This is a genomic window from Planococcus massiliensis (genome assembly GCF_000821325.1).
Lineage (GTDB): Bacteria > Bacillota > Bacilli > Bacillales_A > Planococcaceae > Planococcus > Planococcus ruber.
Genome location: NZ_CCXS01000001.1, coordinates 295839 through 308263, shown reverse-complemented (window position 1 = coordinate 308263; position 12425 = coordinate 295839). Strand labels below are relative to the sequence as shown.

Genomic DNA, 12425 nt, shown 5'->3' with positions numbered 1-12425 from the left:
TTTTTTAGAAAAACTGAAACTTTATTGGCAATTAATATGTATAATAAAGAAGGAAGGAGATGAGCGGTTATGAACAGCCTTGCAGAAGCTAACATCAATTACGGAGATTGGCTTTTTACTTTCTTCGTCTTATTCGGAATCATCGGGTTGATTCGGCTGATTCTATTAGTGGTCAAATCTCGAAAAAAATCGACGCGATAGCTTTTGCGCCTACTTTTTCCGTGGCTTATCTTCTATTCTTCTACAACCACTTCCAAAGCCAGGATATACGGGAATTCAGTAGTGGTGTCCACAGGCACGACCTTGAGCTGGTCGCCTTCTTCCAGTTCTTCGTACGAACTGATTTTTCCGCTGAACTCAGTAATATCGGTAAGATGGACCTCCACTTTTTCCGATTTCTCTTCATCTGTCGTCACGGTGAAACTTGTATCTCCTTTTCCCGCCACAATTCCCTCATAGTTTCCACAAGCTGCAAGTCCCAAAGCTAAAAAAGCCACAACTGCGATACTGGCTACCTTCTTCGTCCTCTTCATGATCTCCCGCCTCTCTTTTTCGGCTTTTCTTAAACACCTCTCTCACATTTTCCTTCTTTTATCCAGCTCCAAATTTTACCACCGACTATAAGAAGAATTCCATCCAATTTCATAAAGGAAATCTTCGAATGGCGGGAGCTTTTTCTTTACTTGCCGGTACGGCATAAGAATGTCTTTCCTAAATTGCTGAAATAGGGTCGGGTCCATCTCCGGGAAATCTTGTTCCAATCCAAGTTTGCTTCTTCCATCAATGGCACTAAGAGCAGCCACAGCATAAACCGTCATGACCGGAAATTCCTGCTCGAGAGCAGTGTAATTTGAATAAAAAGCAGCGATATAGCCATTGAGTTCGAAATAGGGCTTATCCGGACGAAATCCTCCGGTGTATTTCCGCTCGTGCTGCGGCATAAAAGAAGTGGCACTTCCGGTCTCCCAAATGCCAGCCATCATGGAGAATGCCGCAAATGCTGCACGCCGGGTTTGATCATCCGAATCGGCAAAATGCAGATCATAGCGATGAAATTCGAATGTCCAAGCTCCATGGAAATACGTGGGTTCAAAAACCTTCAGAACACCCTCCACTTTTTCTATAAGTGATTTCTCCTTTTCTGAAGCTTTGATTTCGTCACCAAAAGGTCCCTTAAGGCTTCCCATAATATCCTGTGTATCCAAATTGCTGCCAAGATAACTGATTGCCCGTTGATTCAAGAGAATTTCCGGTTTCCTCGTTGAGCTTAGGAGCGCCTCGACCATCCAACGCATCGCTTCTTCTGAGTCCCCAAAATCATATTGAGTGAATGCATAGTGAATTTTAAGAAGGCTGTCATCTTGTACTTTAGACATGCCCGACATTAAAATGTGTTCGGCTTCTTCAAGACACCCTTGTAACCGGTAAAGAGAACCGACCTGTCCATATGCATTCACCGCTTGGGGTTCTGGCAGTCCGAGTTTTAGCGCTAGTTTATAGGAAGAAATCGCTTCATCGTCTTTCGCCAGGATGTCGCAGCTCCAGGCATACTCATAGCGCAGCAATACATTTTCCGGATCCACGGATATCATTTCTTCAAGAATGTGGTGGGATTCGAACAGCTTGCCCTCTCTTCGCAAATTTAAAGCGTGATTCAGAGAATTTTCCATTTCGCTCATTCCCTCTTTTGGTTTTCTTTCTTATAAGCATTGAAAAGGCAAGCGTTTCATTATTCTGGAAATAAATCCAGAATAGTCAAACTTCTTATAGTATTTCCCTCTCGTTGCGATAGAATTAGCTTAGGAGGTGGCGGATGAAGAAATTTTTGCTTTCTGTTTTAGGCGGGCTCTTAATAGGCGGCGTGCTGTCTTTCTTTTTGTGGGATTACAGCGCCCCAACGTTTGAAGTGATTAATGACAATGGAGAAAACTATTCCATCACAGAAATGGATTTTGATTTTGTGTTTAATGCGTCTTTACTGATTCTCGCTTTTTCAGTTCTTCTTTACGTGATCTGGATCCTTGTCGATAAAAAGAAAGACGAGAAATTTTTAGCGGAGTATGAGCGGGATAAAAAATCCGGTCATTAGATGCATAAGGAGGGATTTTGATGGAGCTTTTGGTTTTAGCCGTCTATATCGCTTTGTTGAGCTTTGCAGTAAAACTATTTGCTGGGAACAAATCGCATAGGTGGATTCATGCTGGCTATCTCACGGCATTTTTACTGCCGATTCCTGTCTGGTTCCTTTTTATGAACATTGCGGCAAGCGTGACGGGCGGCGGGATTAGTGCAAGCATAGGCGGTTTCGTGCATGCCGCAGCTACGGTAATTACAGGCTTTGTCTTTTTGTATATTGGCTATACTTCTAAAAAAGTTCAACACACATGACATGAACTATGCAGCCTCATTTTTGAAGTTCTTCCATAAATAACAGAAGTATAAAGCCTCCTACTGTTACAAATCCGAAAATCAGCCAGATCAGCAGGAGTCCGGATACACCCAGAAATATTTTTTCAAACCATTTGCTATTTAACCCTTTCATCTTCCCACCTCGCTTCACCGGAATTCTTATTCATTAATGAAACGAAGAAAACCGATAAAAGTTACAGCCAAAACAAAAAGCCGCCATAGGCAGCTTTTATTTTTTATTGAGTTTATTCAATTCGTCTTCAAGCCCGTTCAAGTCCGTAAATTCGATGATGCTGATCTTTCCGCGCTGCGGCAAACTCGCTTTTCCTCGGTAATTGAAGACGGAAGATTGTTTGTTCGGATTTGTGTAAGTCACTTGGAAAGTGAAGTTATACGATTTGGTTCTTTTCATATTCTGTTTGATTTTGATATTAGACACTTTTAAACTGAAATCGCCTGGATACATGCTTGCCATGAACGCATCTCCTGTATAAGTGAACACATCATAGCCTTTTTGAGTGAAATGCGGCGCGTACGTTTTTTCCGTATAAGCCAATAAATTCAAGTTGGTTGGTGATTTCAGATATTCCTGGTACTGCTCTTCCGTCAACTCTTTCGAAAGTTCTTTCATCGCTGCATTCCACAGTTCGCGGTACTTTTTGTCCGGTCCGTTGAATTCTTTTTCGATGACCGTTTGAATGGCTGTCCGGTTATCGAGCTTCACTTCCGCCGCTTCCACATTTTCTGTAAACCCCTTCGGCAAGCCTCCCAACATCAATAGGCATGCCGCCACCAGCAGCATCACGTTTCTTGCTTTTTTCAAAAACCCCTTTTTCTTTCTCTCCATCTTTCTTCCTCCTCATTCACTCTTTTCTTTCAAAAGAGCTGTTACCCGAATAGACGGATGACTTGGAAAAAAGAATCGTTTTTTTAAACCTTTTTATTTTATTTCAAGAAACGGTCGAGGAATGCGAAAACGGCATCCAGGTTGTCGTCCGATTGGAACGGTTCGCCGCCATGGACGGCATCTTCAAACAGGTTGAACTCCACTTTGTCTTCCCCTATCGTCTTCGTCAGTTCTTCTGCAAAATCAATGGATTGCTGGACAGGCACGTTCGGATCCGCTGAACCGTGCTGAATCAGGAAAGCCGGATCGTTTTCTGTAATGTATGTTTCGGGATTCGCTTTTTCAGCCGCTTCCGCTTTGTCAGCAAGGCTGCCGCCTAAAAATTTGCTTTCAGGCGAATCTGCGGCGCTGCGATCGCCGATTTTCGGTGCAATTCCCGATTCTTCGAACTGCTCATCAATCTTGAGGAAGTCGATTTGCCCGTACCAATCCACCACAGCCTGCACGTCCGAAGAGTAGCTGGCGTTTGCTGTGTTTTTGCTTTCCAATGTATCGTCATCGCCGCTGGTTCCGGCAAGCGCTGCTAAATGGCCGCCCGCACTGCTGCCCCATACCGCAATTTTGTCAGGATTTAAATTATATTCTTCCGCATTTGCTTTTACATAACGGATCGCTGCTTTTACGTCGCTGATGGCTGCCGGGAATAAGGCTTCGCCTGATAAGCGGTAATTGACTGCTGCCACCGCATACCCGCGATCCACGCCCTCCAGCATCGGTTCCATGTCTTTTCCGGTTTTATCGCCTTCCATGAATCCGCCGCCGTGAATGGCTACGATTACTGGGAACGGCCCTTCCCCTTCATTTGGCAAATAAAGATCGAGCTTCTGCGTTTCCCATGGGCCGCCGTAGGCTACATCCAAATGGGTATTTTCAACGAACGAAGCATCAAGGGCTTCATTGGAAGTTTCACTGGCTTCTACTGCCACATCGTCCACCGGATCCGGCGAACATCCGGCAAGAAGCGCAGCGAGAGAAAGGGACAATAAGGCTGTGGCTGATATTTTCACGAATAAAACACTCCTTTTGTTTTGTCAGTTCTTCTATGAACCGAGCATAACAAAACAATGTGGCACAAAAATGGCAGAAAAACGATACAAAACGCACGTTTTTCTGCCGATTGCTTTTATGCTCTTTTTAACGTGATCGTAAAAGTGGTGCCGGAACCGGGCTTGCTGTCCACTTTGATTTTTTCGCCCAGCTGTTCCATGATTTCTTGTGCGATGGCAAGGCCAAGGCCGCTGCCGACGCTTGTATGGGACAAATCTTCTTTATTGAAGCGCCCAAAAATTTGCGGAAGGATCTCTTTTGAGATGCCAGGCCCGTTATCCGATACGATAATCTCCGCTTTTCTCCCGGTTGTTTTCGCATCGATGGTCACTTGGCCATGGGCCGGCGTGAATTTGAACGCATTGTCCAATAGAATCATCAGCACCTGGACAATCCGGTCTTTATTGGAATACACAGCGGGCAGGTTTTGGGCTGCTTCGGTAATCCGGAACCGCAGTTCCATATCGTCTGCTAATATTTCAAAAGGTTCGGCAGCTTCCTGGAGCACTTCGTTGGCATCTACCACCGATTTTGTGAAAGCCGCCCGTTTATGCTGGAGCCTCGAAAGTTCCAGTAAATCCGCGATGAGCTTTTCGAGGCGCGCGCTTTCCCTCAAAATGATGCTGTAGTACTGGTCCACTTTCTGCGGGTCCGTCACGACATGATCGGCTAACGTTTCCGTCAGCGCTTTGATGGAAGCAAGCGGCGTTTTCAGCTCATGGCTGATGTTCGCTACATAGTCTTTGCGCATTTGCTCCAATTCGTTTTTCTGCCGGATGAATGTCCAAAGGAAGGCCAGAATGATGATTGTCCCAACTGCCAAGGTTACGAAGAAAACCAAATAGAACCCGTTTAGCGCCGCCTGGTAGGCACGGGCTTCCTTCAACAGATAAATGCCTCCGGTTACTTCACCGCCTTCGGCAAGCGGCTGCCCAATGATGATCGCTTGTGAAGAAAAGCCCGGCACTTCCCGAATCTCCGTTTCCGTTTTCCCGCTGATGACTTTTGGCAAATGTGAAATGAGTTTGTCGTTCACTTGTTCGTCTTCAGCTGCCGGCGGAACCGATCCATCCTTGTAAACATCGATTTCCTTGCCGTAAACGTCATAGGCTTTGATAAGAAAATCATCGGTCCTGCTGATTTTTTCGCCTTTCACTACTTCTTCCCCGACCAGGGAAAGCGACGGCTGAAGTTCTTTAAATTTGGATTCGATGAAATAATGCTTGATCGCGAAAGCACCGAGCAATTGGCCCGAGATGAAAATGGCTAAGATGACAAAGGCGATCCACAGGTTACTGGAAAATAATCGTTTCATAAATTCGCCTCGAATTTATAGCCGACCCCGTAAATCGATTTAATGGAAAAGTCCGGGGAAACGGCCGCAACTTTTTGGCGGATGCGCTTGATCATCGTATCGACGGTGCGGGTATCGCCCAAGTAATCATAGCCCCATACTTTATACAACAGCTCTTCCCGGTTCACGACCGTTCCGGCATTTCGGAGCAGAAACGCCAATAATTCTGTTTCTTTGGCGGTCAATTCCACTAGCTTCCCATTCACGCGCACCTCGTAGCCTTCCACATCGATTGAAAGATTGCCGCCCGTTAAACGCTGCGAACTTTCTTTTTTCGGCTGCACCCGCTTTAGAATGGTTTTGATGCGCACCACCACTTCCCGAGGCGAAAAAGGTTTGGTGATGTAATCATCAGCCCCGATTTCCAGCCCAATAATCCGGTCGATTTCCTCACTTCGCGCACTCAGCATCAGAATCGGAATGTCGCTCGTCTTACGGATTTCCTTGCATACCTCCGTACCGAAAATTCCCGGCATCATAATGTCCAGCACCACTAAGTCAAACGGATTTTCCGCTAAGAGCTGAAGTGCCTGTTCCCCGTCATATGCAGAAACACTGTCCATTCCTTCGGCCTGCAGATAAGCATTGAGGCTCTCATGGACAGCAATATTATCATCACAAACCAATACCGTTATGCGTCGATCCATCCGGATACCTCCTTCATTCACTAACCTTGCTTTCCTAAAAATAAATTTAAACTGTTAGCTTCTATGTTTCCATATAATCAACTATAAATCAATCTTGTCACTTTTTTGTGATTATTGGCGTTTGGAGCAAAGAAAAAAGGAACTTCGAGGGGAAGTTCCTTTCCTATTGCAGTTGAAGCCCGATACCTCCTATTCTTCAATCCATATACCGATGTTCCCGTAGACTGTTCAAGCTCTCAATTTGCTGGAGCAGCCCTTTGCCGATATTGGTTTCCCGAACCACTTTACGTTCCAGTTCCTCATCGACCAGCCGTTTGACGGACAGGACGTCTGTTTCGTTGGATAGCACTTCTTCTTTTGAATTGAATAATTGATGGGCGACGAGCTGCATGCCGTAGGAATTATAGAGCAGCGTATAGCCTGCAATCCCCGTCGTGGACTGGTAGGCTTTCGAAAATCCGCCGTCGATGACCAGCATCTTGCCGTTCGCTTTGACCGGATTTTCTCCGTCCCGCTCTTTTACCGGGGTATGGCCGTTGATGATGCGCCCCTGATCCGGATTCAGATCAAATTCCTCCAGCATGCGGCGGCACACGTCTTCGTCTTCACGCAGGTAGTAATACGGATTCTTCCGTTCTTTATGCGTCTCTTTGTCTTTGATGAAATACCGTTCGAACGTCGTCATTTCACGTTTTCCAAACAGCGAAGAATTTTCGCCTGTCCACAAATACCAAATCATGTCGGTCGCAAAATCATCCGTTTCCTCCGGGTGGGCAAATGCTTGGCGCATATAGCGTTCAAATACGTCCAATAGCTCACGCCCCGCATAGGTCTTGCCTTCGATTTCCATCGCTTTCATGCTGCCGTCTTCATCCAGCGGAATGCATCCGTGGATCAGCAGGTTGCCGTTGTATTTCAAATACAGGCTGCCTTTTTTCATGAGGAATTTCATGTGCCGGGCCAATTTTTCCGACTGTTGGATCGAAAACAGCAGCTTGTCGATTACTTGCTGCTCTTCTTCCAGCAATTCATCCGGTTTGTCCGGATTGATGGTGGCAAAGCACGTATTTTCAAGCGGATAGGTTTTGCCGTGGATCGTCGCTTCGTTTTTCTCATAGTCCACTTTTTCCAATAGCAGGCGGTCTTCCATGTGGAAGCACGGGCGGCGCTTGATGATCGGCCCTTCCAATTTAAACTGGATGATGGAAATTGCTTGGTGGATTTTCGTAATCTGCAGCTGTTCCTGCTCGGTCAAATTCTCGCCAGCAATGCGCTTCGGCCGGAAGACGGGATTGTCCTCATAGTATTTCTCTGCCAAATTCAAAAGCGGCCGCAAATTGATGCCGTAAACGTCTTCAATGATGTCCAAGTTGTTGTAGCGTGCACAGATGCGGATGATATTCGCCAGGCAGACTTTCGATCCGGCAAAAGCGCCGATCCATAATGCATCGTGATTTCCCCACTGAATGTCCACCGAATGGTAGTCGATGAGCGTATCCATGATTTTATGCGGATCCGGCCCCCGGTCATAGATGTCACCGACCACATGAAGGTGATCCACTACGAGCCGCTGGGTCGTATAGGCAAGGCCGATAATGAGTTTATCCGCCTGGCCGAGTGTGATGATGCGCTCTAAAATCTTATCGTAGTAATCTTTTTTATTTTTGAATTCATCGGTTTTATATAATAGTTCTTCAATAATGTAAACAAATTGCTTCGGCAAGGCTTTGCGGATTTTGGAACGGGTATACTTCGAGGAGGCATAGGAAATAAGTTTTAGCATCCGTTCAATGACTTCAATGTACCAGTCCTGCAATTCCTGTTTGCTGCTGAAGCCGCTCTTGATCAATTGCAGCTTCTCTTCCGGATAATAGACCAAAGTCGCAAACTCATTCAGCTCTTTTTCCTGCATTTCGTTTTTGAAAAGGTCGCGGATTTTTACTTTCACGTTGCCGGAACCATTGCGCAATACGTGCTGAAATGCCTGGTATTCGCCGTGCAAGTCGCTGACGAAATGTTCCGTTCCTTTTGGCAAATCAAGTATGGCTTCAAGATTGATGATTTCGGTGACGACTTTTTCTTCCGTGTCGTATTTTTGCGCCAGCAAATCCAAATACTTTAAATTTAACATCAGGACTCCCCCTTCAATTTTCGTTCTGGTAAAGCTTAGCCGATCAGCAGAAATTTTTTCTGTACCTCTATTTTAGCAGATATGGAACTATCTTTAGTATAAGTGATTGGTTAAATGGAAAGTATTGTTTTTATTGTGTGTACAATTAAAAATATTTTGGTTCGCTGTTTCAATACTATCTTCTTTTTCGGCTATCCAGTAGAATAGTCACAATGGGAATTATATCCTTTTTATTTCAAATAATTAGAAAAGAATCGGTGCAGTTTTTGGGCCGGTCATGTAAAATAAAGAAAGTTTAGAGATTACAAATTTTCGGCTATAAACATCCATGTTAGAGCGAGCGAACCAGGAAGTTCTTTAATGAAGGGAGGGAGGGTTAATGCATATGAAGGATTTATCAATGAAATTGGGGCAGGACATTTTGGCTTCCACCGCACTTTTTGACGTCGTTAAAGACCCGGTATTCTTAATGGAAGAAGACAACGGTTCTTTTCGCTACCTCTATGTCAATCCCTCCGCTTTAGCCATTATGCCAACTCAGGACCTCATTGGAAAACGTCTTGAAGACGTTTTGGATGCAGAGCTATGCCAAATGATCATCAGCCATCACTATGAAGCCATTGCTGCCCGTGAATCTGTGGAGTTTCTCGAAAAAGCGGATACAAAAAAAGGCGTATTTTTCGGTGAAACCGTGCTGAATCCCATCTTTTCTGAAGATGGCCAGTGCCGCCACATCATCTCCATCATTCGGAACGTTACAGAACGCGAGTATAAAAAACAGGACCTTCAAGCGACTCAAAAGCAGATTGAAATCGAACGGAAAAGGCTCGATTCCATCGTTGAAAATAATGCGAATGCCGTCTTCGAATTTGATGAGCAGAAAAAGTTCCTGCGCATCAATAAGAAAGTCACCGAAGTGACTGGACTGACAGAAGAAGAGCTGATCGGTCAATCCGTTGTTTCCATGGTGGTGGAATCCTGCCTGGAAGATACGCTCCGCCACTTTGATGCCGCTCTTCAAGGGCATGCCTTTGACTTCGAAACAGCCATTTACAACAAAGGCGGGGACATCGTTAATTTTTACGTGAATACAATCCCGATTGTAGTCGACGAGGAAGTGATCGGGGTCTATATCATCGCCAAAGATGTGACGGAACAAAAGAAAGTGGTTAACTTGCTGCAGGAAAGTGAGCAGCGCTACAAATCTTTGTACGCCAATCATCCGCACGGCATTTTTACTTTTGACCGCCACGGTTTGATTGAAAGCATAAATGCCGGCGCTGAAACGATTACCGGCTATTCGATTGATGAGTTGAAAGCCGGCTGCTTTGAAACCGCTCTCCTGCCTAAAGAAATGGATAAAGTCAAACGATTTTTCTATAAAACCGTTAAGACAAATAAACCCCAGCGCTATGAACTGAGTTTCCTCCATAAAGATGGACAGATTATTGATTTACAGGCCATGAACATTCCGATCATCGTAGACGGAAAATTGGTGGGAATCCACGGAATTGCAACGGATATCACAGAAGTCAAACATGCTTATAACGCATTGAATGAAACAAAAGAAAATCTTGAAGTCTTCTGGAACAATTCAGCAGACCCTATTTTCTTTATTGACACGAAAGGCGATATTGTCAGGGTCAATCCGGCCTTTGAAAAAACATTCGGCTTTACCGAGGAAGAAATGCTGAGCGGAAAAGCCACCATCATTCCTCCCCATATGCTCGAAGACCAGCTGGCCATTGTCGAAAGGATTTCTCAAGGGGAAACGGTGAATTCCCACGATACCATCCGCATCACAAAATCGGGGAAATCATTGAATATCATTTCTTCGTATTCACCTGTCCGCAATGCAGAAAAGGAAATTGTGGGTGCTACCATTATTTATAAAAATGTAACCGAACTGAAAAAAGCAGAGATTGAACTTCAAAAAAGCCAGAAAAAATACAAACTGATTACGGAAAGCACGTTCGATATCATCACGCTGGTCGACCTTTCAGGGCAGATCGAATATGTATCGCCTGCCTACGAGCGGGTATCCGGCTTTGATAACGATTCGTTTATCGGCAAATCCTTTACAACAAATGTACATCCGGACGACCAGTCACTGCTGCTCAGTACGGTGAACTCCGTCATTAAAGGCGGCAAACCGGCAACAATCGAAGTCCGGTTCCTCAATCAGGAAGGCCATTACATCTGGATGGAGGTTTCGCCCACCCCTGTCATTGAAGACGGCAAAGTGAAGAAATTCTTCACGATTGCCCGTGACATTACAGAGCGCCGGAAACTTCAGGATAAAATTGCGAAAATGGCGTTTTACGACCATTTGACCGCGATCCCGAACCGGAGAACATTCGACGACCAGTTGGAAAAAGCGCTTCTGGAAGCCAAGCAATCCGGCAAAAAAGCGGCCATTATGTTGCTGGATGGGCGCAAGTTCAAAGAAATCAATGACCGCTATGGACACGATGCCGGAGACGCCGTCATTATCGAAATGGCCATGCGCCTGCAAAATGCGATGGGTCCCGGCCAGACAGCTGCACGGCTCGGCGGAGATGAAATGGGCGTCATCCTTCCGGCGATCGATTCAGAGAAGACCGCTGAAGAAATGGCCCAACGGATTCTCCAATCTTTTGAAGCTCCACTCAGCTATAATGGCGTTGATATTCAAATTGGCGCGGGGATTGGCATCGCCATCTACCCAGACAACGCTGTGACTGAAAAACAGCTGATCAAGCGCGCTGACATGGCTTTGTATGAAGCAAAGAAATCAGATCGCAACGAGCACCGTTTCTATCAGTAATGGCACTCTCCTCCATAAATAAAGAAGCCCGTGAAAACAGAATTTTCACGGGCTTTTCGCCGGCTGTCAATAGCAAGGAAAATTTCTTTCTCTATCTGCTTTTAGCAATGCAATATCATTTGAATTTTCACTGGCCTTGAAAATAAGCAGGCTGGGCAAGGCACTCCCTCTTCTTTTTCAAAATTAAAACGAAAGTTAGAGATAAATACAATTGTGTCATTGCTGTATCATTTTCGGTTTTCACCGGCCTAAAGAAAAAAAAGGTGTTATACTTAACGCAATAGCAATAACTTTGGATTCTTCAGACTTTTCTTAGTCACTTTCCGATGTGAAAGGAGAATGGCTAATGAAAAAAGAAAGCATCCGCTCTCTTTTGGAAACGATTTGCGAATATAATAATGTGCGCATCATCCAAACGTTTACAAAAGAAAACGTCGACCAAATTCTTGTAAAATGCGTACCGAATACGCAAGTACTGGAACTGACTTACTTGCATACTGGAACCGTTGAGCAATATCAATCGGTGACAGAAGCAGCAGAAGTGATCCATCAAGCGCTTTACTCTCATGCAACGGCTTAATCAATCGTTTAGACGATCTCATAGAACCGGAAAACCCGTGCCGAAAGCCAGCACGGGTTTTTATTTGGATAAAACCAAACGATTCGGTCTTTGAAAATAATTGGCCTTCATGATTACTATCCAAACGAAAAGGGAAAACGATAAAAGAAGGCAGATACATAGAGAGGATTTGAATACGATGCCTACACGAGATGAAAATCATGAAATGAAACTGAGCCAGGCAATTGATGCCCTTGAACCGGATCAGGCGCAAGATGTACGCACTAAAATCATTGATACAAGCCTGTATTCGGTTTTTCTGTTGTCATCGAGCGATTCGATGAATGAGGCCTGCCAAGTGCTCCTGGTTGAACATGTTCCGGCAAAAGAACCGAAAGCTTTTGTCCTGCCTTTGGAGATCAAAACCTCCGCTACAAAAACCGAAATCCTGAAAAAAGCTGCTGCCGTAGTGGAACTGCATTTTACAGAACCCCACCATGCGGTCTAGCCTCTTTTAGCATATGCAAAAGCCGAAAGCATTTTAGGTGCTTTCGGCTTTTTTCGC

Annotated in this window: 14 protein-coding genes; 6 read left to right on the top strand and 8 right to left on the bottom strand. The window is 45.0% G+C overall.

Annotated elements, in window-relative coordinates:
- Window positions 1-69: 69 nt before the first annotated feature.
- Window positions 70-201, top strand: a complete 132-nt coding sequence (locus tag BN1080_RS17415; RefSeq protein ID WP_267882892.1) for a hypothetical protein — start codon at window positions 70-72, stop codon at window positions 199-201.
- Between the two features lie 32 nt (window positions 202-233).
- On the opposite strand, the gene BN1080_RS01500 is transcribed toward BN1080_RS17415, so the two are convergent.
- Window positions 234-533 carry a hypothetical protein gene (locus tag BN1080_RS01500; RefSeq protein ID WP_052649870.1) on the bottom strand — a complete coding sequence of 100 codons (300 nt, stop codon included), beginning with the start codon at window positions 531-533 and terminating at the stop codon, window positions 234-236.
- A gap of 75 nt (window positions 534-608) precedes the next feature.
- The gene (locus BN1080_RS01495) at window positions 609-1670 is read right to left on the bottom strand and encodes a tetratricopeptide repeat protein (RefSeq protein ID WP_052649868.1); all 1062 of its coding nucleotides are present in this window, start codon (window positions 1668-1670) and stop codon (window positions 609-611) included.
- 143 nt (window positions 1671-1813) lie between these two features.
- Here BN1080_RS01495 and BN1080_RS01490 point away from each other — a divergent pair, with 143 nt between their 5' ends.
- Both BN1080_RS01490 and BN1080_RS01485 read left to right on the top strand, forming a co-directional pair.
- On the top strand, window positions 1814-2089 hold the full coding sequence (locus tag BN1080_RS01490; RefSeq protein WP_052649866.1) for a hypothetical protein: 276 nt from the start codon (window positions 1814-1816) through the stop codon (window positions 2087-2089).
- Between the two features lie 20 nt (window positions 2090-2109).
- Complete coding sequence (locus tag BN1080_RS01485) at window positions 2110-2388, top strand: hypothetical protein (RefSeq protein ID WP_052649864.1); 279 nt, start codon at window positions 2110-2112, stop codon at window positions 2386-2388.
- Window positions 2389-2404: 16 nt separating this feature from the next.
- On the opposite strand, the gene BN1080_RS17110 is transcribed toward BN1080_RS01485, so the two are convergent.
- The 6 genes from BN1080_RS17110 to BN1080_RS01460 form a co-directional block, all read right to left on the bottom strand.
- Window positions 2405-2542 (bottom strand): hypothetical protein, encoded by a 138-nt coding sequence (locus BN1080_RS17110; protein ID WP_199876570.1) that lies wholly within the window; start codon window positions 2540-2542, stop codon window positions 2405-2407.
- Window positions 2543-2638: 96 nt separating this feature from the next.
- Window positions 2639-3256: a hypothetical protein gene (locus tag BN1080_RS01480; protein WP_052649862.1), complete on the bottom strand. Its 618-nt coding sequence runs from the start codon at window positions 3254-3256 to the stop codon at window positions 2639-2641.
- A gap of 98 nt (window positions 3257-3354) precedes the next feature.
- On the bottom strand, window positions 3355-4323 hold the full coding sequence (locus tag BN1080_RS01475) for an alpha/beta hydrolase (RefSeq protein ID WP_234398905.1): 969 nt from the start codon (window positions 4321-4323) through the stop codon (window positions 3355-3357).
- Window positions 4324-4439: 116 nt separating this feature from the next.
- Window positions 4440-5678: a sensor histidine kinase gene (locus BN1080_RS01470; RefSeq protein ID WP_052649861.1), complete on the bottom strand. Its 1239-nt coding sequence runs from the start codon at window positions 5676-5678 to the stop codon at window positions 4440-4442.
- Complete coding sequence (locus BN1080_RS01465; RefSeq protein ID WP_052649859.1) at window positions 5675-6364, bottom strand: response regulator transcription factor; 690 nt, start codon at window positions 6362-6364, stop codon at window positions 5675-5677. Before BN1080_RS01465 ends, BN1080_RS01470 begins: the two co-directional genes overlap by 4 nt.
- Before the next feature lie 196 nt (window positions 6365-6560).
- Entirely contained in the window at window positions 6561-8495 is a 1935-nt protein-coding gene (locus tag BN1080_RS01460; protein WP_052649858.1) for a fructose-bisphosphatase class III, read from the bottom strand.
- 385 nt (window positions 8496-8880) lie between these two features.
- Here BN1080_RS01460 and BN1080_RS01455 point away from each other — a divergent pair, with 385 nt between their 5' ends.
- The 3 genes from BN1080_RS01455 to BN1080_RS01445 all read left to right on the top strand — a co-directional run bounded on the left by BN1080_RS01455 (window position 8881) and on the right by BN1080_RS01445 (window position 12368).
- A complete protein-coding gene (locus tag BN1080_RS01455) occupies window positions 8881-11301 on the top strand; it encodes a PAS domain S-box protein (RefSeq protein ID WP_052654310.1) in 2421 nt (806 codons plus the stop codon).
- Window positions 11302-11647: 346 nt separating this feature from the next.
- On the top strand, window positions 11648-11881 hold the full coding sequence (locus BN1080_RS01450; protein WP_052649856.1) for a hypothetical protein: 234 nt from the start codon (window positions 11648-11650) through the stop codon (window positions 11879-11881).
- Between the two features lie 178 nt (window positions 11882-12059).
- Window positions 12060-12368 (top strand): hypothetical protein, encoded by a 309-nt coding sequence (locus BN1080_RS01445; RefSeq protein ID WP_052649854.1) that lies wholly within the window; start codon window positions 12060-12062, stop codon window positions 12366-12368.
- The last annotated feature ends 57 nt before the right edge of the window (window positions 12369-12425 follow it).

Excerpts from the sequence above, each read along its gene's own strand:
- BN1080_RS01480 (WP_052649862.1), bottom strand. The coding sequence starts at position 3,256 with ATGGAGAGAAAGAAAAAGGGGTTTTTGAAAAAAGCAAGAAACGTGATG.
- BN1080_RS01460 (WP_052649858.1), bottom strand. The coding sequence starts at position 8,495 with ATGTTAAATTTAAAGTATTTGGATTTGCTGGCGCAAAAATACGACACG.
- BN1080_RS17110 (WP_199876570.1), bottom strand. The coding sequence starts at position 2,542 with ATGAAAGGGTTAAATAGCAAATGGTTTGAAAAAATATTTCTGGGTGTA.
- BN1080_RS01455 (WP_052654310.1), top strand. The coding sequence starts at position 8,881 with ATGAAGGATTTATCAATGAAATTGGGGCAGGACATTTTGGCTTCCACC.
- BN1080_RS01495 (WP_052649868.1), bottom strand. The coding sequence starts at position 1,670 with ATGGAAAATTCTCTGAATCACGCTTTAAATTTGCGAAGAGAGGGCAAG.
- BN1080_RS01465 (WP_052649859.1), bottom strand. The coding sequence starts at position 6,364 with ATGGATCGACGCATAACGGTATTGGTTTGTGATGATAATATTGCTGTC.
- BN1080_RS01500 (WP_052649870.1), bottom strand. The coding sequence starts at position 533 with ATGAAGAGGACGAAGAAGGTAGCCAGTATCGCAGTTGTGGCTTTTTTA.
- BN1080_RS01470 (WP_052649861.1), bottom strand. The coding sequence starts at position 5,678 with ATGAAACGATTATTTTCCAGTAACCTGTGGATCGCCTTTGTCATCTTA.
- BN1080_RS01490 (WP_052649866.1), top strand. The coding sequence starts at position 1,814 with ATGAAGAAATTTTTGCTTTCTGTTTTAGGCGGGCTCTTAATAGGCGGC.
- BN1080_RS01485 (WP_052649864.1), top strand. The coding sequence starts at position 2,110 with ATGGAGCTTTTGGTTTTAGCCGTCTATATCGCTTTGTTGAGCTTTGCA.
- BN1080_RS01445 (WP_052649854.1), top strand. The coding sequence starts at position 12,060 with ATGCCTACACGAGATGAAAATCATGAAATGAAACTGAGCCAGGCAATT.
- BN1080_RS17415 (WP_267882892.1), top strand. The coding sequence starts at position 70 with ATGAACAGCCTTGCAGAAGCTAACATCAATTACGGAGATTGGCTTTTT.
- BN1080_RS01450 (WP_052649856.1), top strand. The coding sequence starts at position 11,648 with ATGAAAAAAGAAAGCATCCGCTCTCTTTTGGAAACGATTTGCGAATAT.